Origin of the sequence: Clostridium sp. UBA3061, assembly GCF_002367465.1 — a bacterium.
Taxonomy (GTDB): Bacteria; Bacillota; Clostridia; order Clostridiales; family Clostridiaceae; genus Clostridium_J; species Clostridium_J sulfidigenes.
Genome location: NZ_DFCF01000002.1, coordinates 302,106 through 326,218, shown reverse-complemented (window position 1 = coordinate 326,218; position 24,113 = coordinate 302,106). Strand labels below are relative to the sequence as shown.

The window sequence follows — 24,113 nt, the reverse complement described above, 5'->3', positions numbered from 1 at the left end:
TTATATGTTGTTATAGATTTTTCAATATCTTTAATCATGGGGAAAATTTCTTGTAGAAATAAGACTCAACCTACCATATCTAATGATAAATTGAGTCTTAATAACTATCTTGTTAAGTAAGCATATAATAATTTTATTGTTCCTTCTAAAGCTGTGTAGTGAGTTCTTTCCATTCCATGGGAAGCATGAACTCCAGGTCCTATTAGTGCACCTTTAATATTATTTCCACCACTAAGTGCTGCTCCAACATCTGAACCATACATTGGATAAATGTCTACAGCATATTTTATTTCGTTGCTTTTAGCAAGATTTACTAGGTCTGTAGTCATATTAAAATCATATGGCCCATTAGAATCCTTAGCACAGATAGAAACATCATATTCTGTACAAGATAAATCTTCTCCAATACATCCCATATCTACAGCTATCATTTCTGTTATATCTGATGGTATATAAGCTGAACCATGTCCAACTTCTTCATAAACAGATATAAATACTTTAGTAGTATAGGTAGGAACTATCTTTTCGCTACTTAATATATGAAGAAGATTCATTAAACATGCAACGCTACCTTTATCATCTATAAATCTAGATTTCAAAAATCCACTTTCTGTTATAGTAGTTTTAGGATCTATAAATATAAAATCTCCAGGGCATATTCCTAGTTTTTCTACATCTTCTTTAGATTTTACAACTTCATCAAGTCTTACTTCCATATTCTTTGGATCACGAGCTTTAGATTTTGCATCTTCAAATACGTGAGCTGCTGGACTTGTACTTAGGAATGTTCCATTATATATTTTTCCTTCTCTAGTTCTAACCTTACAATATTCAGCATCTAAAGTAGGAACTATTGGTCCTCCAATTAAAGTAAACTTTAAAGTACCTTCGCTAGAAATAGATCTTACCATAGCTCCTAATGTATCTACATGTGCAGATAACCCTATTACTTTATCACTACTTTTTCCTGGAACAGTTATAACTCCACAGCCTTTAACAGTCTTTTCAAAAGCATAACCTAGTTCTTCTGTCATTGATTGGATTTTGTCCATAACGTCATAACAAAATCCACTTGGGCTATCAATAAGCAATATTTCTTTTGCTGTATTTAGAACCTTTTCTTTGTTTACTGTTATCATTTTTCGCCCTCCCGATAATATAAATTTTATATTCCTATTATTCTTTAATCTTAGATATAAAAGTAATTAATTTTTAAAATATCTAAATAATTATAATAGTCATATAATTTAGTCTCTCTAAATATTATAATATTCATCTATAAATTATTAAAGGGTTTATAATAATATTTTTTGTAAAGTTTTCTATTCAATAAATCCCTTTTCTTTCATATTTTCAGCATTATTAAATAAAGCCATACCAGTTTTCATCTTTCTAAAATTAAAGCTATTATAGAATCCTTCTTTTCCCATAGCAGCATATAAAATCACATTGCATCCTGGCAATGACTCAAGTATAGTGCTTACAATTAACTTTCCTATTCCTTTACCTTGATACTGTGGCAATATGGCTACATCATAAATTGCACCTTGATAAACTCCATCTGATAATGCTCTTCCAAATCCAATAAGATTATCATTATCATATACAAATATAGCAATATAGCTGTTTTCAAAGGCTTTCTTATGGGTTGCTTCATCAAAATACCTCATACCTCCCAACTTTAATATTTCTGGAATCAAGCTCCAATCTACATTATCACAGTTTTTTTCTATTTTTATATTCATAATATCGCTCCCAATTATGTTCTTTCATGTTAATTATTCATTCTTATATTTATCAATTTTTAAGGTTTTATATAAGCATAGCATTATTCTTGTTTCTTTACAATTTCTTCTTCTTTACTGCTCATATTTAAGCCGTTGATGTATTTGTCTGGTCATGGTAAAATGATAAAAAATACAACCATGCAAATATTTACTAAAAGGTAGTTGATGAGATTTACGCTTATAAATTGAATTTATATGATAGGTGGTGATTATTTTGAGCAAAGAGTTTGAGATACAAGGCTGCGTAGAAGTGCCAATGAATCTATCTGAAGATGAATTTTTCAATAAATTTATTGGTTTTATTGAATCCAACAACTGGTCATTTGGTGGAGGTATCAATGAAATCATTGATGGATTTTATATTAATGCTGATGGCACAAAAGGAAAATATGTACTTGAGGATATGTCCGAAAACTTGTATGATAACCTAGCAAATGAGTTGTTTCACTATCATTCCTTAGCTGCATTGTTATATTTGATAAATGCAGGGCGTGAGCTTGAGTTTTCATACAAGGAGATAAAATGCTTTATTTCAAAAAACGGCTCTGCCAAGACGGTTTCTTTGTGGATATCCGAGGATGAGCAGGCATTTGATAGCATAGAATCCCTAATTGAAAATGCTGTGTTCTGCAATCAACAATTTATGCATATATTCCATGACATTACATTAGAAACTCTTTTTAGGAGGATGGCTTATGATAATGAAAGACACACCATTTGTAATTTCTTGGTCAAATCTCTGCTGGATTGATGATTCTGAAGACGCTCCAAAAGATTTATGCCTACACGGAGATGTTACAGTCACAATCGGAGATACACGGTTAGATTACTCATGCTGTACAAGTGCTTCTGCACTACAGATGCTTAGAACCTTAACACATGATCATGCGATTACTCCTTATGAACAGATGCTTCCTTGTTGTGGTAACAGTTTATTTGCATCTGACACTTTGAGTGAAGTAACAATAATTGGATGCGATAATGGTATTGATTATTCTGTTACGCACAAGACAGATGTGGTTGTTATCCAAACGGAAGAAGGAACCACCTACACGGTTTCATTGCTAAAATATCGAAATGAGGTTTTACGATTTTCTAGGGCTGTTGAGAAGTTTTATAACCAGTGTTCACCTAAAATTTTACCAGACGAACCTTATGAAAGAGATGGATATTTTGCCTTTTGGAGCGAATGGTCACATCATACGTATGAAGCAATTGGAATGTTTAGAAACCAATTGTTAAACCAATCATTATTAACTACCCACTTCTGTAAAGAGTTTCCATTAGAGTGTTATAATCCCTATGATGATGCTCTAAATGCAAGAACGGAATATATTGATACTTGCTCTCAGCTTGCCATAAAGCTCTATATACAGAAACATTTTACTAATAATTTAGCCGTTATTTATGAAGATAAATACAATCGTGCGGTAAAGAACGAAAAAGAATTTGTTGAGTCATGCCTTGCAGCGGCCGAAAACCAAACCATTCCCTTTCATTGGACTGACGAAGAAGAAACCTTTCATGGTATAAGATATATATGGAAAACCAATAAAATTGATATTGAAACACTTTTTCGTAAAATAATTACCTCTGATTTAGGGGATAACACAGAGCTTGATTGTTCTGTTTACATCATAGACCTTGAAACAGGAACTGTGTTTTTCTTATATGACGACAGAGGTATTGATATTTTTGAGGAATTAACTCAGTACACTTAAAGTCTCTATTACATTAAAAATATAATCTGTGCTCCCCAAATTATATAAGAATAATCATATTCTTCTTATTGGGTTTACACAGATTATTTTATACTTTCTTATAATGTTCCATAATTATCTTTATCTAAAATAACTAAAGCTCTAGTTAATTCTTCCACATGTTCCTTTTCATCTCTAGTTATTTCATTTATTATTTTAACTAAAGTACTGTTATCTAAGTTTCTAACAAATTGTTCATAAAGCAAAATAGCCTCTAACTCTCCCTTTATTCCCTCTCTAATAGTTACAAGTAGATTAACATCCTTATCATATTTATTAGTATAATCTTTATACTTTTCCTTAGATGATATATTTACATGTTCCCTAGCTTCTTCTTCTAAAGCAGCTTGCTCTGGATCAATACATCTTAGAGCATTTAAAAACATTGCATAATGTCTCTTTTCATCTTCCATAATATGATGAAATAGTTCCTTAAGTTCTTTATTTTCTGTAATTGTTATAAAATGACTATAATCATTTATTGCTACAACTTCTGCAACAAGCCCTTCTCTTAAAAATCCTTCTGCACTTTTGGCAATACCTTGTGGTTGTCTTTCAGTAGTATAACTCATAATAGCCCCCTTAATTATTTATCTATGTTATATATATTATAAATAATTTTATCTTATGAATGCTTCTTCTACATTTAGACGTATTGCTTCTATATCTAAAGGGATTTCATATACACATTTTTAGATAACTCATTAAGTCTATCCTCATCTAATATATATATTTTTTTATTATCACATTTTATAATTGATTTTGATTCAAGCTCTTTAAATGTTCTCACTAAATGCCTATAAGTTGTTCCTAAAAATTCAGCAATCTCTTTAAATGATGAGTTTAAAAGAATATAATTTCTATCATCTTCTAAATGCTCAACTAGGTAGCTAGCTAGCCTATTTACAAGAGGATATACAAAGTTATATGAACTATTATTAATGGTTTCATGAAGTTTTTCACTTAAAGAACCTACTAAATGATGTAAAAAGTTCACATTATCAATATAATTTGCTCTAAGTATAGTTGATGGTATGGCAATTAAAAAAGTATTTTCTATAGCTTCAACATTACATTGTATGGGCTTATTTTTTAAAAACTCTAAATCTCCTATAGTATTAAAGTCTTTATAAAACTTTAATAGCATTGATTTACCATTTTCAAAAAGATATGATATTTTAATTTTCCCATCTACAAGCAAATAGTAATATTCAAGTTCATCCTCCGCTTCTAATATAATTTCATCTTTTTCATAAAAATGGAGTTGAGCATAGTTTATTATATCCTCATCAAATAGATTTTCTATATTATACTTAGTAAAATACTTGTTTAAGAGTTGCTGATTCAATATTTTTTTCATAAATTCTCCTTATCATGACATATGTCCTATAGATATATACATCAATATGGTAACTTATGCAATAGAGGATGTAAAGTATAGATGGAGGTTTATTATGAATTACGAAGTTATAATTTTTGATGCAGATGAAACTTTATTTGATTTTAAAAAATCTGAGAGATACGCTCTTAAAAATACTATGATTGAGTTTGGCATAGATTATGATGAAAATTATCATTTAAAAGTATATAAGGATATAAATACAACTATATGGAAAGAGTTTGAAGATGGACTTATCATTCAGAGTGATTTGAATATTGAAAGATTTAGAAGACTATTATATAAATTAAATGCTAAATTTGATGAAGTTAATTTTGCAAAATCATATGTAAAACATTTATCCAGTGCATCATTTTTATATGATGATAGTATAGCTCTTATAGAAAGTCTACATAAAAATTATAGGCTTATTATAATCACTAACGGTCTTAAGGATGTACAAGATAATAGAATAAGAAAATCTGTCATAGGAGGATACTTTGATGATATAGTAGTATCTGATGAAATTGAAGTATCTAAGCCAGATCCTAGAATATTTGAACATACTTTAAAAAATATAAATCATACTGATAAAACCAAAGTATTAATGGTAGGCGATAGCTTAACTTCAGATATACAAGGGGGAATAAATTTTGGTATAGATACCTGCTGGTTTAATTCTAATAAGATTATAAACAAAGGTGCTATAAACCCTACATATGAGATTTCCAATCTTATGGAGCTTAAGAGTATAGTTGAAAAATAGATAATATTAATTCATAACTAGCAATATAAAGTTTATATATTTATCTTAACAATGGATGTAAAAGTGGATTCACCAAGAATCCACTTTTACATATGCAAACTATTTTTTCTTTAATTTTAATCTTAGCTTCTAATACTCATTATCATGCACTCTTATGTTTATACTATCTGCTACAATATTCTGCTAATATTGATTGTACTTCATAAATGTTACAACTACTGCTAAAGGTCTTTTCTATAGGCATGCTCATCCCTGAAACAAATATTTTAAGTTCTGCATCTAAATCAAAATGTCCTGATGTTTCCACTTTGAAATTAGTAATTGCTCTATATGGTATTGAATGATACTCTACCTTTTTACCAGTAACCCCTTGCTTATCAATAATAATTAATCTTTTATTTGTAAATATAATCATATCTCTTACTAGCTTGTATGCTTTTTCTATTTGTTCATTAGAACCTAATAATTTCATATAGTCTTCCTTGATTTTATTGATATCCACCTCTGACGCATTTCCTATTACACTACTAAATAATCCCATTACCATCACTCCCTTTATAAAATTAATTTAATTATACCCTAAATAACAAATATTAGTAAATATTTTTATATAGTTTATCTTACCTTAAATGTGTTTTTTGTGTCCCTATATTTCCTTTGTATATACTGTAATTAAATTCTATCGCCTAATTTAAATAATCTTATACAAAAAATAAGCTTAAAAGCTCTTGTTTACTTACATTTCCAAAATAATTCTTTATATTAATATTATCTATTACTCTATGAATTTCTTCAGTATTATGCTTTTTACCTATAAGAGCTTTTTCAATATCTTCAATATTTCCTTCTCCAAAGAAATCTCCAAAAATTCTTATGTGCTTCATTATACCCTTTTCAACATCAATACTTAATTCTATAGTACCAGCAGATAATTTTTTCTCATTATAAAAATTATATTTGGGCGACTGTCCAAAATTCCACTGCCAAGTTTCATATTTAGTTTTAACTAGATTTTTAATCTCTTCAATTTCCTCATTATCTAAAGTAGTTATAACCTTATCTTTTTCTTCTCTACCGATATACTCGAATATTTTATTTTTAAAATCTATAACACTAAAGGATTCCTGTAAATGTTCACTAATATTTGTAATTCTACTAGATACAGATTTAACTGCTTTATCTGAAAATTTTATGGGTTTAGAAATTAAAGCATCACTTAAGTTAACTATGTCAGAAGAAAATAATAAAGTCCCATGATGCATTACTCTATTTTTATATTTACATTGAGCATTTCCAGAAAACTTTTTACCATCTATTAAAAGATCATTTCTCCCTGAAAACTCTGCCTTTACTCCTAATTCATTTAATACACCTATGATTGGAATAACAAAGGTCTTAAAATCATTGAATTTTTTTCCATCATCCTCAACTATAAATGTAAAGTTTAAATTCCCAAGGTCATGAAAAACAGCTCCACCTCCACTTTGTCTCCTTACAACTTTTATATCATGCTTTTTAATGTATTCCTCATTAATCTCTGATAAAGTATTTTGATTTTTTCCAACTACTATACAAGGTTCATCTCTCCAAAGTACAAAATATTCACCATTCTTTTCTCTTAATAAATACTCCTCTAGAGCTAAATTGAAATAAGGATCTGTGCAATTATTATCAATATATCTCATTTTTTCTCCTTTTTATTTTGAATATAATATAATGCATATTTTAAAAATAGTAGTTACCTATTTATACTGTGTATAGCTTCTTTATTTAATCCTAAGACAGCTTCATGTAGTGCCTCACCTAACGTTGGATGACTATGAACCACTTCTTTCAGCTCTGACACCGTCATTTCCTTTTCAACCATGATAGTGCCTTCTAGTATTAAATCTGACCCATGGGGTCCAAGAATGTGCACACCTAAAATCACATTGTTTTCATCACTTATAACTTTTACCAAACCTTCACCTTCACCTAAAGCTAAAGCTTTTCCATTGGCACCAAACATAAATTTATTTTTTTTATAGTTTATTCCCTTTTCTTTAGCTTCTTCTTCTGTAATTCCTACTACTGCTATTTCAGGGAAAGTAAAAATACAAGAAGGAATCACTGCTTTATGACAAGGTTTATTTAATAATATATGTTCCACAGTTTCCACCCCTTGGTGAGAAGCTGCATGAGCAAGAAGTGAAATCCCATTAACATCTCCAACAGCATATACACCCTTTAAAGAAGTTTCATAATTTTCGTCAACCACTATGCCTTTTTTATATGTGTTTATTCCTAATCTATCTACATCAATACCTTCAAAATTAGGTTTTCTTCCCTTTGCAAGAAGTACTTTTTCCCCTCTTACTTCAAAGTCACCTTTCTTACCCTGACATTGTATAATTATTTCTTCAGTCTCTCTAAAACTTATAACTTTAGTTGAAGTAAGAATCTCTATTCCAGACTTTTTTGCCATAGCTGAATATCTCTTTGAAATATCTTTATCTATATCGTATAGTATAGAATTTCTCGCAACTATCACTGTAACTTTACTTCCCATAGCATTAAAAATGCTGGCAAACTCCATTCCAATTACTCCACCACCTATAACTACTAAGGATTTTGGTATATGATTAAAATCTAAAAGTTCAGTGCTTGTTATAATATGTTTACTATCATATATTCCTTCAATGGATGGGATTTCAGCTTGAGATCCAGTAGCTATAATTATATTTTTTCCTTTAATAGTTATTTCTTCTTCACTGCATACTGTTACAGTATTTTTATCAATTAATGTAGCTTTACCCCTTATAAGTTCTACATTATTTCCCTTTAAAAGAGCTTCTATTCCAGTTACTAAGGTTTTTATAATGCTTCCTTTTCTTTCTTGAATTTTATCTACATCTATTTCAAAATTATTTGCTTTAATACCAAAGTCTTCAATATGACTTAAGTTATTAAAAAGTTCTGCAGTTCTATATATGGTTTTAGTTGGAATACACCCATAATTTAAACATGTCCCACCTAAATTTTCTTTTTCTATAAGGCACACTTTTGCTCCTAATTGCGCTGCTCTAATGGCAGCCACATAACCACCAGGTCCTCCGCCTATTACAATTATATCTTTCATAACTACACTCCTCGTATTAATATGTTCTGTATGAATTACTATATTAACTTTATATGCAAGCTTATTTTAGTTAAAACTTTAACAAATATTTATAAAAAGGCATTAATATAATCTTTGACATTATTATATTAATGCCTATAAATTTTAATTCTTAAAAAGTTACTTACTCCACTTTAAGATTGGTGTTCTTGCTGCTTTAACTTGATCTAACCTTCTTACTAAAGCATTTTGAGGAGCTTCATGTAAAACTTCTGGATTCTCCTTAGCTTCTATAGCTATTATCTTCATAACTTCAACAAACTCATTGATGGACTCTAAGCTTTCACTTTCAGTTGGTTCTATCATAAGAGCATCTTCAACTATTAGAGGAAAATAAACTGTTGGTGGATGTACACCATAGTCAATCAATCTTTTAGCTACATCTAAAGTTGATATATGATTTGGGTTATCTTTTAAACCAGCAAAGATAACTTCATGCTTACATACCTCATCTATAGCTACCTTATAATAATCTTTCAAAGCTTCTTTTATATAATTTGCATTTAATACAGCATTCTCTGAAGCAGCTTTCAGTCCTTCACTTCCCATAGTTAGTATATAGGTATAGGCTCTAACTAACACTCCAAAATTCCCATAAAAACTTCTTACTTTTCCAATAGAATCAGGTCTATCATAATCAAATACAAACTTCTCTTCTTCCTTTTTTATAATTGGAACCGGAAGAAACTTAGAAAGTTTACCACATACGCCTACTGGACCTGCTCCTGGACCACCACCACCATGTGGTGTTGAAAATGTTTTATGAAGATTTAAATGACACACATCAAATCCCATATCACCAGGACGAGCTTTTCCCATAATAGCATTTAAGTTTGCTCCATCATAGTATAAAAGTCCGCCTGCTTCATGAACCAACTTACTTATATCCTCTATATTTTTCTCAAACAAACCTAAAGTATTTGGATTTGTAAGCATCAGTCCCGCTATTTCATCATTTAAAACTTTTTTTAGTTCTTCTATTGAAACCAATCCATCCTTATCAGATTTAATTTCAACTATTTCAAAACCTGCCACTTTTGCACTTGCAGGATTTGTACCATGAGCTGAGTCAGGAACTATTATTTTTTTACGTTTAAAATCATTTCTACTTTCATGATATGCTTTTATTAATAAAAGTCCTGTGAATTCACCATGAGCTCCAGCAGCGGGTTGCAATGTAAAATCATCCATACCTGTAATTTCACATAACTTTAAGGAAAGGTCGTGGATAAGTTCTAATGCACCTTGTACATTTTCTGCTGATTCTTTAGGATGAATTTTACTAAAACCAGAAAACATAGCCACATCTTCATTAATTTTAGGATTATATTTCATAGTACAAGAACCTAGAGGATAGAACCCCTTATCTACACAATAGTTTTTATTAGAAAGAGCAGTGTAATGTCTAACTACATCAACTTCACTTACTTGTGGAAGATATGCATCCTCTTCTCTTAACATATTTTTAGGTATAACAGACTCTATATTTATATCCTCCACATCTATTTGTGGAAGCGTATAACCTACTTTACCCTCACATGATAGTTCAAAGATAACTTTATTATAACTTTTCATTATATCTCCTCCATCACTTTAACTAATTTGTCTATTTCATCCTTCGATCTTTTTTCTGTTACACAAAGTAACATAGAATTCTTATATTGAGGGTAATCTTCTTCTAAAATATATCCACCTAAAATATTATTATCTAGTAATTTGTTATTTATTTCACATAAGCAAGTATCAGATTTCACTGCAAACTCTTTAAAAAATGGTTTATTGAATAGTGGCTTATATTTACCACTCTCTATTAATTGATTAAAAGCATAGTGAGACTTTTTGATGCATTGAGCTCCTATTTCTTTTATACCTTCTTTTCCTATTGTAGCCATATATACAGCAGCACCTATTGCCATCAATGTTTGATCAGAACATATATTAGAGGTAGCTTTTTCTCTTCTTATATGTTGTTCTCTTGCTTGAAGTGTTAATACATATCCTTTATTACCATGACTGTCGTCAGTTTCTCCAACAATTCTACCTGGCATTTTTCTCATAAGCTTTTTAGTAGTATTTAGAAATCCTAGACCCGGTCCTCCAAAGTTAATATTAGCACCAAGACTTTGACCATCCCCTATAGCTATATCTGCCCCTAGTTCACCAGGGCTTTTTAAAACACCTAAAGATAATGGATCCACACTCATAATAAGTAAAGATTTATTTAAATGGATATCCTTCTCTAATTCCTCTACCTCTTCTATAATTCCAAAGAAGTTTGGACTTTGTATAATAACTCCTGCTACATCTTTATTTAATAATGATTTTACCTTCTCAATATCTGTAACTCCATTACTTTCATCAACTTCTAATAAATCGTACCCTTTATATTTTAGATAAGTTTTTAAAACTTGTCTTGTGTCCGGATGTACTGTTTTAGAAACTATTATGGTATTTCGCTTTGTATTTTCTATAGCCATTACAGAAGCTTCTACTGCTGCTGTAGCCCCATCATACATAGATGAGTTTGAAACTTCCATACCTGTTAAGTTACAAATCATAGTTTGATACTCAAAAACTGCTTGTAAAGTTCCTTGGCTAATTTCAGGTTGATATGGAGTATAAGCTGTATAAAATTCTGTTCTTCCAGTTAAATGTTTACATATAGAAGGAACATAATGATCATACATGCCTGCACCTAAAAAACAAATAAAATCTTCTATAGATTTATTTTTATTAGCTAAGTTAGTCATTATTTTCTCAACTTCTAACTCAGATAAACCTTTATCAATGTTTAATTCTCTATTTAATTTTAAATTATCCGGAATATCTTTAAATAAATCCTCTATTGATTTTACAGAAATAAAATCAAGCATTTGTTTTTTTTCTCTTTCTGTAATAGGAATATAAGGAAACATATTATTCACCTTCTTTACATAGGTCTTTACATAATTCTTCATACTCTTCAGCTTTTAATAAATCTTTTAAATCATCTTTATTTGATAATTCTACACAAATCATCCAAGCGTCATATGCATTTTCATTTACTAGAATAGGATTATCAGTTAACTCTTCATTAACTTGTAGTACATTACCACTTGCAGGCATGAAAATATCTTCAGCAGCTTTAACAGATTCAATTGTTGAAAAAGCTTCTCCCTTAGAAAACTCATCACCTTCTGATGGTAAATCTACAAAAACTATATCACCTAATAATTTTTGTGCACAATCTGTAACTCCTATATAAGCTTTATCTTCTTCTACTCTTATCCATTCATGATTCTTTGTATACAATAAATTTTCCAATACTAACATGATTAATCCCCCTTATTTTTGAGTTTTTTTACTATAAAACTTCTTATTGACAACCATTGCCTTTAATTCTTTATTTCTAACTTTTATAAAAATTTCTGTACCTAATGCTGCGTACTTAGCATCAATTAACGCAAATCCTATTGTTTTGTTTAAGGTAGGAGACATATATCCAGTGGTTACATGTCCTATTTCTTCATTATCCTTAATTACTATATAGCCATGTCTTCCTATACCTCTATCTATCAATTCATATCCTACTAATTTTCTGGTTACTCCATTTTCCTTTTGTTTTATCAAAACATTTTTACCAATAAAATTTTCTTTATTAAGTTTCACAAAAAATCCAAAACCCATTTCTAATGGAGTTATAGTTTCATCCATTTCATTCCCATACAATGGAAGGGTAGCTTCAAATCTTAGTGTATCTCTAGCGCCAAGTCCAATAGGTTCAACACCTTCATTTTCTCCAGCTTTAAGTATTTCTCTCCATAAGACTACTACATCCTCAGGTTTTGCATATATTTCAAAGCCATCTTCACCAGTGTATCCTGTTCTTGAAATTAAAACTTTTTTATTACATATGTCTATATCATCTTTAAACTGGAAAAATCCTATATCTGATAAATTAAGTTGTGTTAATTTTTGTAATACTTCTTGAGCTTTTGGACCTTGAAGTGCCAATTGAGCAACACTATCAGAAATATCTTCAATGGTTACCTCAAAATTATCTTTGTTATCTAACATCCATTTAAAGTCTTTTTCTTTATTGCTTGCATTTACAACTAAATAATAATAATCTTCTGAAAATTTATACACTAGTAAGTCATCTACAACACCACCATTTGGATAACACATGAAACTGTATATGACATCTCCATTTTTTAGTGTTTTCACATCATTTGTTAAAAGATAGTTAACAAATTTTTCAGCATCCTTTCCCTTTACTAGCACTTCACCCATATGAGAAACATCAAACAAACCTGCTCTTTCTCTTACGGTTTCATGTTCATGTAGAATTCCCTTAAATTGAGTAGGTAATTCATACCCAGCAAACTCTACAATTTTTCCACCATTCTTCTCATATTCTCCTCTTAAAGGAGTAACTTTTAAATTGTCCAATTAACTCCCTCCTTAAATTAAAAATAATGTATATAAGTCTATTATAACGCTAATTTATTTATATGCAATATTTTACTCAAAATACAATATTTAAGAATAAAATAATTCATAACTATATTAATCCTCATATAAATTTCAAAACTAAAGTGGCTATAAGTTCTATAGCCACTTTGTACAAAATCTACGATCCAACATTTTTTTCTAATAAATATTCTATATTATTTCCACTTAAAACTAATATATCACCTTGATTAATTAGTGTAGAGCCTTTTGGAACTATTATTTCACTATCTCTTTTTATCATTACAATAAGTATCTCCTCTGGAATATCCGCTTCCATTATAGTCTTTTCTTTCCAACTACTGTTCGAGTCAACATTATACTCTATTAATGTTGTAGACCTATCTTCTTGATAGTCGGTAAATGTTTTTAATACTGTTTTTGTATCATCTACTAAATCTAACTTTCTAGCTACTTTAGGGATTAATGTGCCTTGAATAGCTACTGATAATAAAGCTATAAAAAATATTATATGAAATATATCATTTTCTAATGGTATCCCTGATGTTATTGCATATATTGCAAAAACAATTGAAGCTGCCCCTCTTAATCCTACCCAAGAAACAAACAACTGTTGTTTAAATGGTATCTTAAACCAACTTAAAACGCTAAAGGTTGCGATTGGACGTGCAATTATTATCATAAATATTGATATTAATATAGAGCTCCCTATAACACTTGGTAATTCAGAAGGAAATGCTAATAAACCTAATACAAAAAATAGCATAATTTGCATTATCCACGATACTCCATCAAAGAAATGAACTAAGCTTCTCTTGTGTGGAATTTTGCTATTTCCAATGATAATACCAGCTATATAAACACTTAAATATCCATTACCGCCTACCCATTCACTTAATGCATAAGATAAAATGGCAATTGCCGTTATGAATATTGTATAAAATCCATCTACTTCAAAATTTGCATTTCTCATTATATAGACCGTTAGCTTAGATAATATCACCCCAATTAATATACCAAAAATAATTTGTCCAATTACTGTAGGTACTATTGAGCTGATACCCCCATTATTCATTAATGTTAAAACTATTAATGTTAGCATATATGCAATAGGGTCATTACTTCCACTTTCAACCTCTAGTATAGATGCAATTTCTCCTTTTAAGTTTAATTTCTGTGAACGTAATATAGAAAATACTGATGCTGCATCTGTAGACCCAACTATGGAGCCTATTAGCAACCCTTCTAAAAGACTTGTTTTAAGGACAAAATAACAGAATAATCCTGTCAATCCTGATGTGATTATTACCCCAAATGTAGACATTAAAATGGATTCTCTTGCAACAGGTTTAGCTTCTTTCCAATTGGTACCAAACCCACCATAGAACATTATAAATACCAACCCAAAGGAACATAATTCTCTTGTAAGCTCATAATTATCAAAATATATTCCTACTACACCATCTGAGCCAAATAACATTCCTAAAATGATGAATATAAGTAACATTGGTACACCAAACTTATATAATACTTTACTGGATGTTATGCAAATTAGTAATACTAATCCACATATAATCATTAACTCAAGCATATTACCTCCTTAATTTATATTATTTATTATAATTAATTTTTTTAATTTTAGATATTCTCATATATATATTATACAATAAAATTGAATTCAATACATAAAAATTCCTCCCTAATCAAATTATATTTGTGTAAAGTCTATTAAATTTAACAAAAATTTTAATGAATTTTCATCATGATATAAAAAATAGTAGCTCACCATAAATAGGTTAGCTACTATTTTTATACTATTTTTATACTATTTAGATTTTATTTCAATCCATCTTTCATCATAAAGCTTAATGTTGTCACCAAGGTCTATGAATGATTCACATTTATCAAGAAGAGTCTTATCTGGATAAGCTACTGGATTAGATTTAACATCTTGTGAAAGCATTTCAAGAGCTGCTTTATTTGGTGTAGAATATCCTATATAATCTATGTTTTGGACAGCATTTCCCGGCTCTAACATAAAGTTTATAAATTTCTCTGCATAATCTTTATTTTCTGCATCTGTTGGTATGCATAATGCGTCTACCCACTTATTGGTACCCGTTTTAGGGATTCCATAAGCTAGGTTTTCATTTTGTTCCATAAGAGTTATTGCATCTCCAGAATAAACTATTCCCATAGCAGCTTCTTCTCCTAAAAGTCTATCTTTACCTTCATCATTAACATAAGCACGAACTAAAGGTCTTTGAGCTATTAATTCAGCCTTAGCTTTATCTAGTTCTTTTTCATTTATGCTATTTTGAGAATATCCTAACTTCATTAAGGCAATAGCCATAGTATCTCTAACTGAATCAAGCATTAGGATTTCTCCAGAGTATTTCTCATTCCATAAAATGTCCCAACTATCTACAGGATCACTTACCATATTTTTGTTATAAAGAATACCAAAAGTTCCCCAGAAATAAGGTACACTATATTCATCATTTTCATCATAGCTAGGCTTTTTAAAGCTTTCATCTATATTTTTATAGTTAGGAATATTAGAATAATCTATCTTCTGGATTAATTTCTCATCCTTCATCTTTTCAATCATATAATCTGATGGAACTATTAAATCATATTTTGATCCACCACTCTTTATCTTTTGATACATGATTTCATTGGTATCGTAGGTTTCATATACTACCTTTATACCAGTTTCTTCTTCAAACTTTTCTATTAGAGATTCATCTATATAATCCCCAACGTTATAAATATTTAAAACATCACTAGAGGATTTTGTCCCACAACCTGTAAGCATAGCTGTCACCATTACCCCTGTACATACTAGAGCTATAATTTTTTTTAATTTTTTCATCTTATTACTCCTTCCCTACCATTGCTTGCTTTCTGTTAGATAATAATAATAGTATTAATACTGTTATAAACATTAATGTAGTCAGTGCATTAATCTCTGGTTTAATACCTCTCTTTGCCATAGAATAAACCTCGATTGATAAGTTAGTTACTCCATTTCCAGTGTTAAAAAAGCTTATAATAAAGTCATCTATAGACATAGTAAAAGCAATTAAAAATCCTGAAATTATACCTGGTTTTATCTGTGGAAGTATTACCTTTCTAAGGGTATACATAGGTTTTGCGCCTAAATCCATAGCAGCTTCTTCTACATTGTCTGGAAGTTGTTTTAACTTTGGCAATACAGATAAAACTACATATGGTATATTAAAAGTTATGTGTGCAAGTAACATAGTTAAAAATCCTAACTTCATATTAAAAAATATAAAAAGTATCATAAGACCTATTGCTGTTACTATATCAGGATTTAATACAGGTAGATAGTTTATATTGAGAAGCATTGCCTTTTTAGGCCCCCTCATTCTATCTATCCCTATAGCACTTATTGTTCCTATGACTGTAGCTATTGCTGATGCCAATATTGCTACTACTACAGTGGTTATTAAAGCTGAAATTATTCTATCATTATGAAACAATTGCTGATACCACTTAAAAGTAAACCCTTGCCATCTTGCCATGGATTTTGAATCATTAAAAGAAAATAGTGCTAGGGCAAAAATAGGAGCATATAAAAATATAAATATTAAAATCAAATATATATTTGAAAATATTTTTTTTGCTTTTACCATAATACTCTACCTCCTCCTTTTTCATCATCATCTGAAAACTTAGAGGTTAATCCCATAGCTAATAAAATTAATATCATCATAAGGATAGATATTGCAGAACCAAAGTTCCAATCTCCAACAGAAGTAAACTGCTGCTCAATTAAATTTCCTATGAGCATGTGCTTTCCACCACCTAAAAGTTGCGAGATTACAAAGGTAGATACCGCTGGCATAAATACCATAGTTATTCCTGAGATAACTCCTGGTATACTTAAAGGAAAAATTATCTTCATAAAAGCTGTAATTTTTCCGGCTCCCAAATCATAAGCAGCATTAACTAAATCTTGATCCATCTTTAATAGCGATGTATATATTGGTAGTACCATAAATGGAAGAAAGTTATACACCATTCCAAGAAGCACTGCACCATTTGTATATAGTATATCTACTGAGTTTAACCCAATGATATTAAGTAAGTTATTAAGCAAACCATTCTTTCCTAGAATTGCAAGCCATGCATAGGTTCTAAGCAAGAAATTCATCCACATTGGAAGAATAAATAACATTATAAGCATTCCACGTTTATTCTCTGGTTTTCTTGATATCATATACGCAATGGGATATCCCATTACTAAACATAAAATTGTTGATTGTAAGGCTAAGCTAATAGATCTAGTAAATACCTTTATATATAAAGGATCCATTAATCTTTTAAAATTATTTATAGAGAATTGGTAGCTTCCGCTCACTTTTTCTGTAAAGCTAAAAAATACTATTAGAAGAAGAGGTACTATTATAAACAAGGAACTCCACAATACATAAGGATAAGCTAAATATGATTTCTTTTTCATTCTACGCTTCTCCTGACTTTTTCATTATGTGAATGTCTTCTGGATAAATATCCATTCCGATTTCTGTACCTATAGAAAAGTTTTTAGTATTATGAAGAATAAAGTTCATACTCTCTTCCTCTACTTCTAATTCATAGTGAACTCCTTTAAATACAGAAGATTTTACTATCCCTTTTAAGTTTCCTTCTTCTTTATTTACTATTTTTATATCCTCTGGTCTTATTACCACATCTATATATTCATCTTTATCAAAGCCTTTATCAACACATTCAAATATACGTCCACAGAATTTAACCTTAAAGTCTTCTAACATTATTCCGTCTGTAATATTACTTTCTCCTATAAACCTAGCTACAAACTTATTCTCAGGTTCATTATATATATCTTCCGGAGTACCCATTTGTTGAATCACTCCCTTGTTCATTACTACCACAGTATCAGACATAGTTAGTGCTTCTTCTTGATCGTGGGTTACAAATACAAAAGTAATTCCCAATTGTTTTTGTATTCTTTTAAGCTCTATTTGCATTTCTTTTCTAAGCTTTAAGTCAAGAGCACCTAAAGGCTCATCAAGAAGTAATACCTTTGGCTCATTAACAATAGCTCTTGCTATAGCTACTCTTTGTTGCTGACCACCGCTTAGAGATTCAATTTTTCTTTTTTCAAAGCCCTTAAGATCTACTAATTTTAAAACTTCATTTACTTTTTTATCAATTTCGCTTTTAGAAAGTTTTTTTATTTTTAATCCAAAAGCTATGTTTTCATATACATTCATGTGAGGAAATAGTGCATATTTTTGAAACACTGTATTAATCTGTCTTTCATATGGAGGTAAGTCATTGATTTTCTTATCTTCAAATATAACTTCACCTTCATCGCAAGTTTCAAAACCTGCTAAAATTTTTAATGTAGTAGTTTTACCACAGCCACTTGGACCAAGTAATGTTATAAACTCATTCTTTTTTATCCCTAAAGTTATATTGTCTAAAACTTTGTTGTCTTCAAAGGTTTTAGATATACCTTTAATTTCAATTATATTATCACCCAACATAAACACCTCTTTTATAACATAATGCTAATTATACTTTTGTGTCACCTTATTAAATTTGTCTACTTAAAATGACGGTGGTGTACTTACCCATATTACTGTTGCCTCAGTTTTTCCTGTATTTGAAATATAATGATTAGACTTTGGCTTAAAATAAAAGCTTTCTCCCTTACGTATTTTATATACCTTATCTCCTAAATGCAGGTTTACAATACCATGAAGCACAAGTCCAAATTCCTCTCCCTCATGAGGAGTTTCTTCTTTGTATTTTCCATTTGGTTCTAATGTGAGCATTATAGGCTCCATCTGATTTTTTTGAGCATCTGGTACGAGCCACTTTAATCTATACTTTAGATCTTCATCCTCAGTTTCAAACATATCATCATTTGTAAACTTAACTCTTTCATTAATTTTCTCACTAAAGAATTCATTTAAATTTGTGCCTAGTATCTGAAGAATATCCATAAGTGTTGCAATAGATGGAGATGTGAGATCATTCTCAATTTGAGATATGAACCCCTTGGATAATTCACATCTGTTTGCAAGTTCTTCTTGTGTTAACTGTTTTTCGATTCTAAGACTTTTTATCTTCTCTCCAATTTGCACGATTCCACCTCAATCTTATGTATTATACTAAACCTTAAGTTTACATTTACTAAACAAACAATATTATTCTATATTTTTTTTATTAATAAATCAATAGATTTATTAAATTTTTTTTATATTTTCATGATTTTTTTTTCATAATGAACCTTTGAATATACCTTATGTTTATGAAAATATGTTTATATTAATATTCTTCATGTTTAGTAATACTAAGTATATTCCATAATAAAAACTTCCTAGTATTAATTGTACTAACCTTCTACCAAATACTAGAAAGACAATTTACTTTAACTATTTTAAAAAAATACCTTATAATCACAATAAATGCTATATATTTTTCATTGTAAAATAATGTAATTATTAACATTTTCCACAACTCTATCCACAATATAATTAACACTAAGTGGATAAATCTTAGATTATCAACCTTTTTTCTGAAAATTTACTTTATTTTATCCACAATTTATAAATTTTAAAAAAATAATAAACAACTAAGTAATTAACACCTTAGTTGTTTATTTTTCATTTGATTCTACTAGTTCTCACTTAATTCTTCCAAAAGCCTATCAAATTCTCTTATTTCAACCCAATCATAAAGATTAATGTTTTCCTTTGAATGATATACTCTGAAATCTTCTATGGATACTTTAACTTCATTTTCTCCATCAGTCGTGAACCATAGGTATTTTTCATTACAAGAATTCAATTCTTTTATTTCGCTAAAAGGGTTAATTTCATCCTCATAATAAAATCTAACTCCACTTTCAGCAAGACTTGTATAGATGTCTATTATCCTATTATTAAGCTCATCCATAAGTTTCCCTTCCTCCTAGGTTACAAATGTTTAATTAGTATTATAACCTACTTTAGCTAGAAATCTTCATTTTATTTTCTAGAGCATTCATAGCCATTATATATCCATATTCTCCAAAACCACATATCTGACCTATACATGCTGGAGCAGTAACTGATTTTTGTCTAAAATCTTCTCTATCATAAATCTGTGATAAATGAACTTCCACAGTATCTATGTTTACACTTTTTATAGCATCATAGATTGCATAACTATAATGGGTAAAGGCACCTGGATTAATTATTATTCCATCATATTTTTCATAGTATGCCCTTTGGATGAAGTTAATAATTTCTCCCTCTATATTGCTTTGTAACATCTCTATGTCATGTCCTAAGGATTTAGAGCATTCCTTTATGTAATTTTCAATCTTCTCAAAGCTTTTTGAGCCATATATATGTTTTTCCCTTATGCCCAAAAAATTCAGGTTAGGTCCATTTATAACCATAATTTTCATAGCAATCACCTCTTATAATTAACTAAACTCTCTATTTAAAATTTCATATATATCTTTAATTACTTGGTCATCAATAGAATTCTTTTGCCATATTTCCTGTGCTTTTACGCCTTGTCCTATGAGCATAGATAATCCCCCTACAACTTTTTTTCCTAACTCTTTTCCCTTTAATAAAAATTTTGTTTCTGATGGATTATATACTATATCTACAACTGTTTGAAAATTGTTTATGATAGTATCATTAACAGGAGTGGCATCTTCATTAGGAAACATACCTACTGGAGTTGTATTAATTATCATATCTCCTTGAATTTCTTTTAACTGCTCATAACTTATTAGTTGAACTTTTTCATGATTTATTCCCTTATTTTTTTCTGGTGTCCTACTTACTATATAAACATTTTTAGCTCCATTGTCTAATAAATAACACACAGCAGCCTTTGTAGCTCCACCATTTCCCAAAATTACAGCTATTGAGTCTTGTATCTTAACATTATATACCTTTAACATATATCCAAAGCCATAGTAATCTGTGTTATAACCATATAGTTTATTATCCTCTAGTGATATTGTATTAACAGCACCTATCCTTTGTGCTTCTGGTGATATCTCATCTAAATACTTAATAATTTCTTCCTTGTAAGGAATAGTTACACTGGCTCCTTTAATTTTTAAAAGTTTAAGTGCATCTATGAATTTTTCTAAATTTCCTTTAGGTATTTCAAATAGTTTATATGCACCTTCTACTTCCATAGCCTGAAATATTATCTTATGTATTCTTGGTGATAAGCTATGTCCTAATTTCTCACCTAGTATGCCGTAAAACTCCATAACATTACTCCTTTATATATGATTAATTTAAATAACTTTACTTATGCTTTTTTATAATGCTCTCTTGCAAACTTCTACTTAACTCCATTATGCTTAAGAAAAATCTTCTTGCTAATAAATCATAGTTCTTATTTTTTAAATTGTCTACATTTTTTTTAATAACCTTTGATTCTCTCTCCTCATCATATATCGGTAAATCATTTTCTTTTTTACAATTAGCTACTCTTATAGCAACATCCATTCTTCTCTCAAATAGATTTATAAGTTCTTTATCAATCTCATCGATTTCTTTTCTACATTGCTCTAATTCATTCACTGCAATTCACCCTTTTCTAAATTATCTATATACATTAATTAAATTTTACTAATATATAATAACACTTATTTATATATTATTTCCACTAAAAATAAATAGACTCCTATAGGAATCTATCTTTTTATCTATATATTTTTACTTTACATAATATTTATTAAAGTTTTTTTATTCCAAGTTTTCTCTTTATTCTTCTTGTATTTCTAGCTATCCAACTTTCCTTATTTTTTTCTTCAAATTCTTGTAATTCACTGTCCATAGCCTGTCTTTCTAATTCTTCGATTAATTGATATCTTGCCATTTCAAAAATAGGTTCTAAAAGATTTTTTGTATCATAGTAACCTCTTTGAATTCTCTTGTTTTTAGACTCTTCATCTAGATTTAATAATCCATCTAATATTTTTGTTTCTATATCTGAAGGAATTAGTTCTATGATTTTTGCATCTGGAAAATCTTCTCTTTTTATTTTAGCTTCTTTAGATAATAGTACAGCTATTATTATATCACACCCTTCTTCATATACTGGTTTTATAGGAGTATTATCTACTAGTCCCCCATCTAAATATGTCTTTCCACCAATTTCTTCACTTTCATATATCATAGGAAGACAAGCCGTTGCTAATAATATACTTCTAGCCTTTTCTTCTTCATAGTCATTTATTTTAAAATATTTAGCAGAGAACTCCGGCATTTCAGTACATGATACATAACATATTTTATTTGACTTTTTTAATTTATCAATATTTATATATTTCTCTATAATATCCTTAGCTCCATCCCTAGGAATATCACCCTGCTCTAATTTCTTTGTCATATATTTTTTTACTAAATTCATGTTTCTACTACCAATAGCGAGGGTTACGCCTTTCCTTATTAAGACTTTACTATTTACTGGTAACAACTTCTCTATAGTAACCTCTTGCCACATTTTCTTAGCTTCTTCAAAATCATCTTGAGCAAATAAAGCTGCATTTATAGCACCTATAGAAGTACCTGAAACTACTTTTATGTATTTATCTATATTTAACTCTTTTATAGCTTTCCATACTCCTATCTCATAAGCTCCTTTTCCGCCTCCACCAGATAATACTAATCCTACTCTCATTCCCCTTCATCCCCCATTAAAATATTATCTTGATTTTAAAATATTTATTAGCGACTTTTTATTATTATATCATTTTAAGAAAGTTTTTTACTTCATTTTCATATTTCTCTTGGTTAGTGGCATAACAAGTATTATGCTTAGCTCTTGGAATTATACATAAGCTTTTTATTCCCTTTTTAATTTCATACATTTCCATAGACATATAACATGGTATTAATTCATCTTCATCTCCATGAATGAACATAATTGGTACTTTGCTTTCCTTTACCATATCCATTGGACTTATTTCTCCTAAAGAAAAGCCACATACTTTTTTTATTTTATGATTAGCGAGATTATAGAAAGGGAAAAATGGAATCTTGTATTTATTTAACTTTCTTTTTATAACCTCTATTGCATTTGCATAAGCTGATTCCGATATTATAAAATCTATTTTATTCTTTCCTAAAACTGAATACATAAGACCAGTAGCAGCTCCCATAGAATGTCCATGTACACCTATAAAGCATTTCTCCCCAACTTTTTGTCTTATACAGCTTACCCATAAATCTAAATCTTCACACTCATATCTTCCATAGGTAGCATAAGTTCCTTCACTATTACCATGACCTCTTTGATCTACTAAAAGAATATTAAATCCTTCTTTTATAAAAAACTTTATATATTGGCAAGACCTGTAGTGGCCAACCAAGTATCCATGCAATAATATTATTATTTTTTTTGAAGGTAAATTACAGTTTAGATAATATCCTTTTAACTTATATCCATCTTTACTTTGTACAATTAGCTCTTCCAATTTTAACTTTTCATACTCATCAAGAGAATATAATCCCATGGTGTAAAGACTATTAAAGGTTTCTATCTTATCACGCTTTTTACCAAGAGTAGCATAATAAAATAAACAATTTATAGTTTTGATAAATATTATAAAAAGTACTGTCATTACAATTAATATATTAACTATTATCATAATTTGCTCCTATTATCATCTTATAATGTTTTAAAATAAAAAAACTTGTATTTAAAATACAAGTTTTTATTTTATATATTTTAGTAATCCCCTACTTTTTATAATTAATGCACCTTTAATTTCTTTTATAATGTCACA

General features: G+C 29.3%; 26 protein-coding genes. 3 read left to right on the top strand and 23 right to left on the bottom strand.

Going from position 1 to position 24,113, the window contains the following annotated elements; all coding sequences use genetic code 11:
• Positions 1 to 104: 104 nt before the first annotated feature.
• Both B2P65_RS01660 and B2P65_RS01655 read right to left on the bottom strand, forming a co-directional pair.
• Complete coding sequence (locus B2P65_RS01660; protein WP_346847380.1) at positions 105 to 1,139, bottom strand: M42 family metallopeptidase; 1,035 nt, start codon at positions 1,137 to 1,139, stop codon at positions 105 to 107.
• 183 nt (positions 1,140 to 1,322) lie between these two features.
• Positions 1,323 to 1,745, bottom strand: coding sequence for a GNAT family N-acetyltransferase (locus B2P65_RS01655; RefSeq protein WP_346879495.1), 423 nt, complete (start codon positions 1,743 to 1,745; stop codon positions 1,323 to 1,325).
• 256 nt (positions 1,746 to 2,001) lie between these two features.
• Between B2P65_RS01655 and B2P65_RS01650 the strand changes: the two genes are divergently transcribed.
• Positions 2,002 to 2,538 (top strand): hypothetical protein, encoded by a 537-nt coding sequence (locus tag B2P65_RS01650; RefSeq protein WP_346879494.1) that lies wholly within the window; start codon positions 2,002 to 2,004, stop codon positions 2,536 to 2,538.
• Complete coding sequence (locus B2P65_RS01645; protein ID WP_346879493.1) at positions 2,483 to 3,508, top strand: DUF3885 domain-containing protein; 1,026 nt, start codon at positions 2,483 to 2,485, stop codon at positions 3,506 to 3,508. Before B2P65_RS01650 ends, B2P65_RS01645 begins: the two co-directional genes overlap by 56 nt.
• 98 nt (positions 3,509 to 3,606) lie before the next feature.
• Here B2P65_RS01645 and B2P65_RS01640 read toward each other — a convergent pair whose 3' ends face one another.
• Both B2P65_RS01640 and B2P65_RS01635 read right to left on the bottom strand, forming a co-directional pair.
• Positions 3,607 to 4,119, bottom strand: a complete 513-nt coding sequence (locus B2P65_RS01640) for a ferritin-like domain-containing protein (protein WP_346879492.1) — start codon at positions 4,117 to 4,119, stop codon at positions 3,607 to 3,609.
• Between the two features lie 95 nt (positions 4,120 to 4,214).
• Positions 4,215 to 4,907 (bottom strand): Crp/Fnr family transcriptional regulator, encoded by a 693-nt coding sequence (locus B2P65_RS01635; protein WP_346847375.1) that lies wholly within the window; start codon positions 4,905 to 4,907, stop codon positions 4,215 to 4,217.
• A gap of 94 nt (positions 4,908 to 5,001) precedes the next feature.
• Here B2P65_RS01635 and B2P65_RS01630 point away from each other — a divergent pair, with 94 nt between their 5' ends.
• Positions 5,002 to 5,691, top strand: coding sequence for a YjjG family noncanonical pyrimidine nucleotidase (locus tag B2P65_RS01630; protein WP_346879491.1), 690 nt, complete (start codon positions 5,002 to 5,004; stop codon positions 5,689 to 5,691).
• Between the two features lie 163 nt (positions 5,692 to 5,854).
• On the opposite strand, the gene B2P65_RS01625 is transcribed toward B2P65_RS01630, so the two are convergent.
• The 19 genes from B2P65_RS01625 to B2P65_RS01535 form a co-directional block, all read right to left on the bottom strand.
• Positions 5,855 to 6,232 carry a PH domain-containing protein gene (locus tag B2P65_RS01625; RefSeq protein WP_346847373.1) on the bottom strand — a complete coding sequence of 126 codons (378 nt, stop codon included), beginning with the start codon at positions 6,230 to 6,232 and terminating at the stop codon, positions 5,855 to 5,857.
• A gap of 160 nt (positions 6,233 to 6,392) precedes the next feature.
• Positions 6,393 to 7,376 (bottom strand): lipoate--protein ligase, encoded by a 984-nt coding sequence (locus B2P65_RS01620; RefSeq protein WP_346847372.1) that lies wholly within the window; start codon positions 7,374 to 7,376, stop codon positions 6,393 to 6,395.
• 53 nt (positions 7,377 to 7,429) lie between these two features.
• Positions 7,430 to 8,809 (bottom strand): dihydrolipoyl dehydrogenase, encoded by a 1,380-nt coding sequence (gene lpdA, locus B2P65_RS01615; protein WP_346879490.1) that lies wholly within the window; start codon positions 8,807 to 8,809, stop codon positions 7,430 to 7,432.
• 159 nt (positions 8,810 to 8,968) lie between these two features.
• Entirely contained in the window at positions 8,969 to 10,423 is a 1,455-nt protein-coding gene (gene gcvPB, locus B2P65_RS01610; RefSeq protein ID WP_346877267.1) for an aminomethyl-transferring glycine dehydrogenase subunit GcvPB, read from the bottom strand.
• The gene (gcvPA, locus tag B2P65_RS01605) at positions 10,423 to 11,763 is read right to left on the bottom strand and encodes an aminomethyl-transferring glycine dehydrogenase subunit GcvPA (RefSeq protein WP_346847369.1); all 1,341 of its coding nucleotides are present in this window, start codon (positions 11,761 to 11,763) and stop codon (positions 10,423 to 10,425) included. The genes gcvPB and gcvPA overlap by 1 nt, the downstream gene beginning before the upstream one ends.
• Position 11,764: 1 nt before the next feature.
• Positions 11,765 to 12,160, bottom strand: a complete 396-nt coding sequence (gene gcvH, locus B2P65_RS01600) for a glycine cleavage system protein GcvH (protein WP_346878510.1) — start codon at positions 12,158 to 12,160, stop codon at positions 11,765 to 11,767.
• 12 nt (positions 12,161 to 12,172) lie between these two features.
• Complete coding sequence (gene gcvT, locus B2P65_RS01595; protein ID WP_346847368.1) at positions 12,173 to 13,279, bottom strand: glycine cleavage system aminomethyltransferase GcvT; 1,107 nt, start codon at positions 13,277 to 13,279, stop codon at positions 12,173 to 12,175.
• A gap of 181 nt (positions 13,280 to 13,460) precedes the next feature.
• A complete protein-coding gene (locus tag B2P65_RS01590) occupies positions 13,461 to 14,891 on the bottom strand; it encodes a potassium/proton antiporter (RefSeq protein ID WP_346847367.1) in 1,431 nt (476 codons plus the stop codon).
• Between the two features lie 234 nt (positions 14,892 to 15,125).
• On the bottom strand, positions 15,126 to 16,175 hold the full coding sequence (locus B2P65_RS01585) for an ABC transporter substrate-binding protein (RefSeq protein WP_346847366.1): 1,050 nt from the start codon (positions 16,173 to 16,175) through the stop codon (positions 15,126 to 15,128).
• A 4-nt stretch (positions 16,176 to 16,179) separates the two neighbouring features.
• The gene (locus B2P65_RS01580; RefSeq protein ID WP_346847365.1) at positions 16,180 to 16,962 is read right to left on the bottom strand and encodes an ABC transporter permease; all 783 of its coding nucleotides are present in this window, start codon (positions 16,960 to 16,962) and stop codon (positions 16,180 to 16,182) included.
• A complete protein-coding gene (locus tag B2P65_RS01575) occupies positions 16,956 to 17,792 on the bottom strand; it encodes an ABC transporter permease (protein WP_035130173.1) in 837 nt (278 codons plus the stop codon). The genes B2P65_RS01580 and B2P65_RS01575 overlap by 7 nt, the downstream gene beginning before the upstream one ends.
• A 1-nt stretch (position 17,793) precedes the next feature.
• Entirely contained in the window at positions 17,794 to 18,843 is a 1,050-nt protein-coding gene (gene potA / locus B2P65_RS01570; protein WP_346877266.1) for a spermidine/putrescine ABC transporter ATP-binding protein, read from the bottom strand.
• A gap of 63 nt (positions 18,844 to 18,906) precedes the next feature.
• A complete protein-coding gene (locus tag B2P65_RS01565; RefSeq protein WP_035130168.1) occupies positions 18,907 to 19,446 on the bottom strand; it encodes a helix-turn-helix domain-containing protein in 540 nt (179 codons plus the stop codon).
• Positions 19,447 to 19,981: 535 nt separating this feature from the next.
• Complete coding sequence (locus tag B2P65_RS01560; RefSeq protein ID WP_346879489.1) at positions 19,982 to 20,260, bottom strand: hypothetical protein; 279 nt, start codon at positions 20,258 to 20,260, stop codon at positions 19,982 to 19,984.
• 52 nt (positions 20,261 to 20,312) lie between these two features.
• Positions 20,313 to 20,756: a type II 3-dehydroquinate dehydratase gene (gene aroQ / locus B2P65_RS01555; RefSeq protein WP_150846162.1), complete on the bottom strand. Its 444-nt coding sequence runs from the start codon at positions 20,754 to 20,756 to the stop codon at positions 20,313 to 20,315.
• A gap of 18 nt (positions 20,757 to 20,774) precedes the next feature.
• Positions 20,775 to 21,587: a shikimate dehydrogenase gene (gene aroE / locus B2P65_RS01550; protein ID WP_346847362.1), complete on the bottom strand. Its 813-nt coding sequence runs from the start codon at positions 21,585 to 21,587 to the stop codon at positions 20,775 to 20,777.
• 37 nt (positions 21,588 to 21,624) lie between these two features.
• The gene (locus tag B2P65_RS01545; protein ID WP_346847361.1) at positions 21,625 to 21,903 is read right to left on the bottom strand and encodes a chorismate mutase; all 279 of its coding nucleotides are present in this window, start codon (positions 21,901 to 21,903) and stop codon (positions 21,625 to 21,627) included.
• Positions 21,904 to 22,057: 154 nt separating this feature from the next.
• Complete coding sequence (locus B2P65_RS01540) at positions 22,058 to 23,005, bottom strand: patatin-like phospholipase family protein (protein ID WP_346847360.1); 948 nt, start codon at positions 23,003 to 23,005, stop codon at positions 22,058 to 22,060.
• A gap of 64 nt (positions 23,006 to 23,069) precedes the next feature.
• A complete protein-coding gene (locus tag B2P65_RS01535; RefSeq protein ID WP_346847359.1) occupies positions 23,070 to 23,975 on the bottom strand; it encodes an alpha/beta hydrolase in 906 nt (301 codons plus the stop codon).
• Positions 23,976 to 24,113 lie beyond the last annotated feature (138 nt).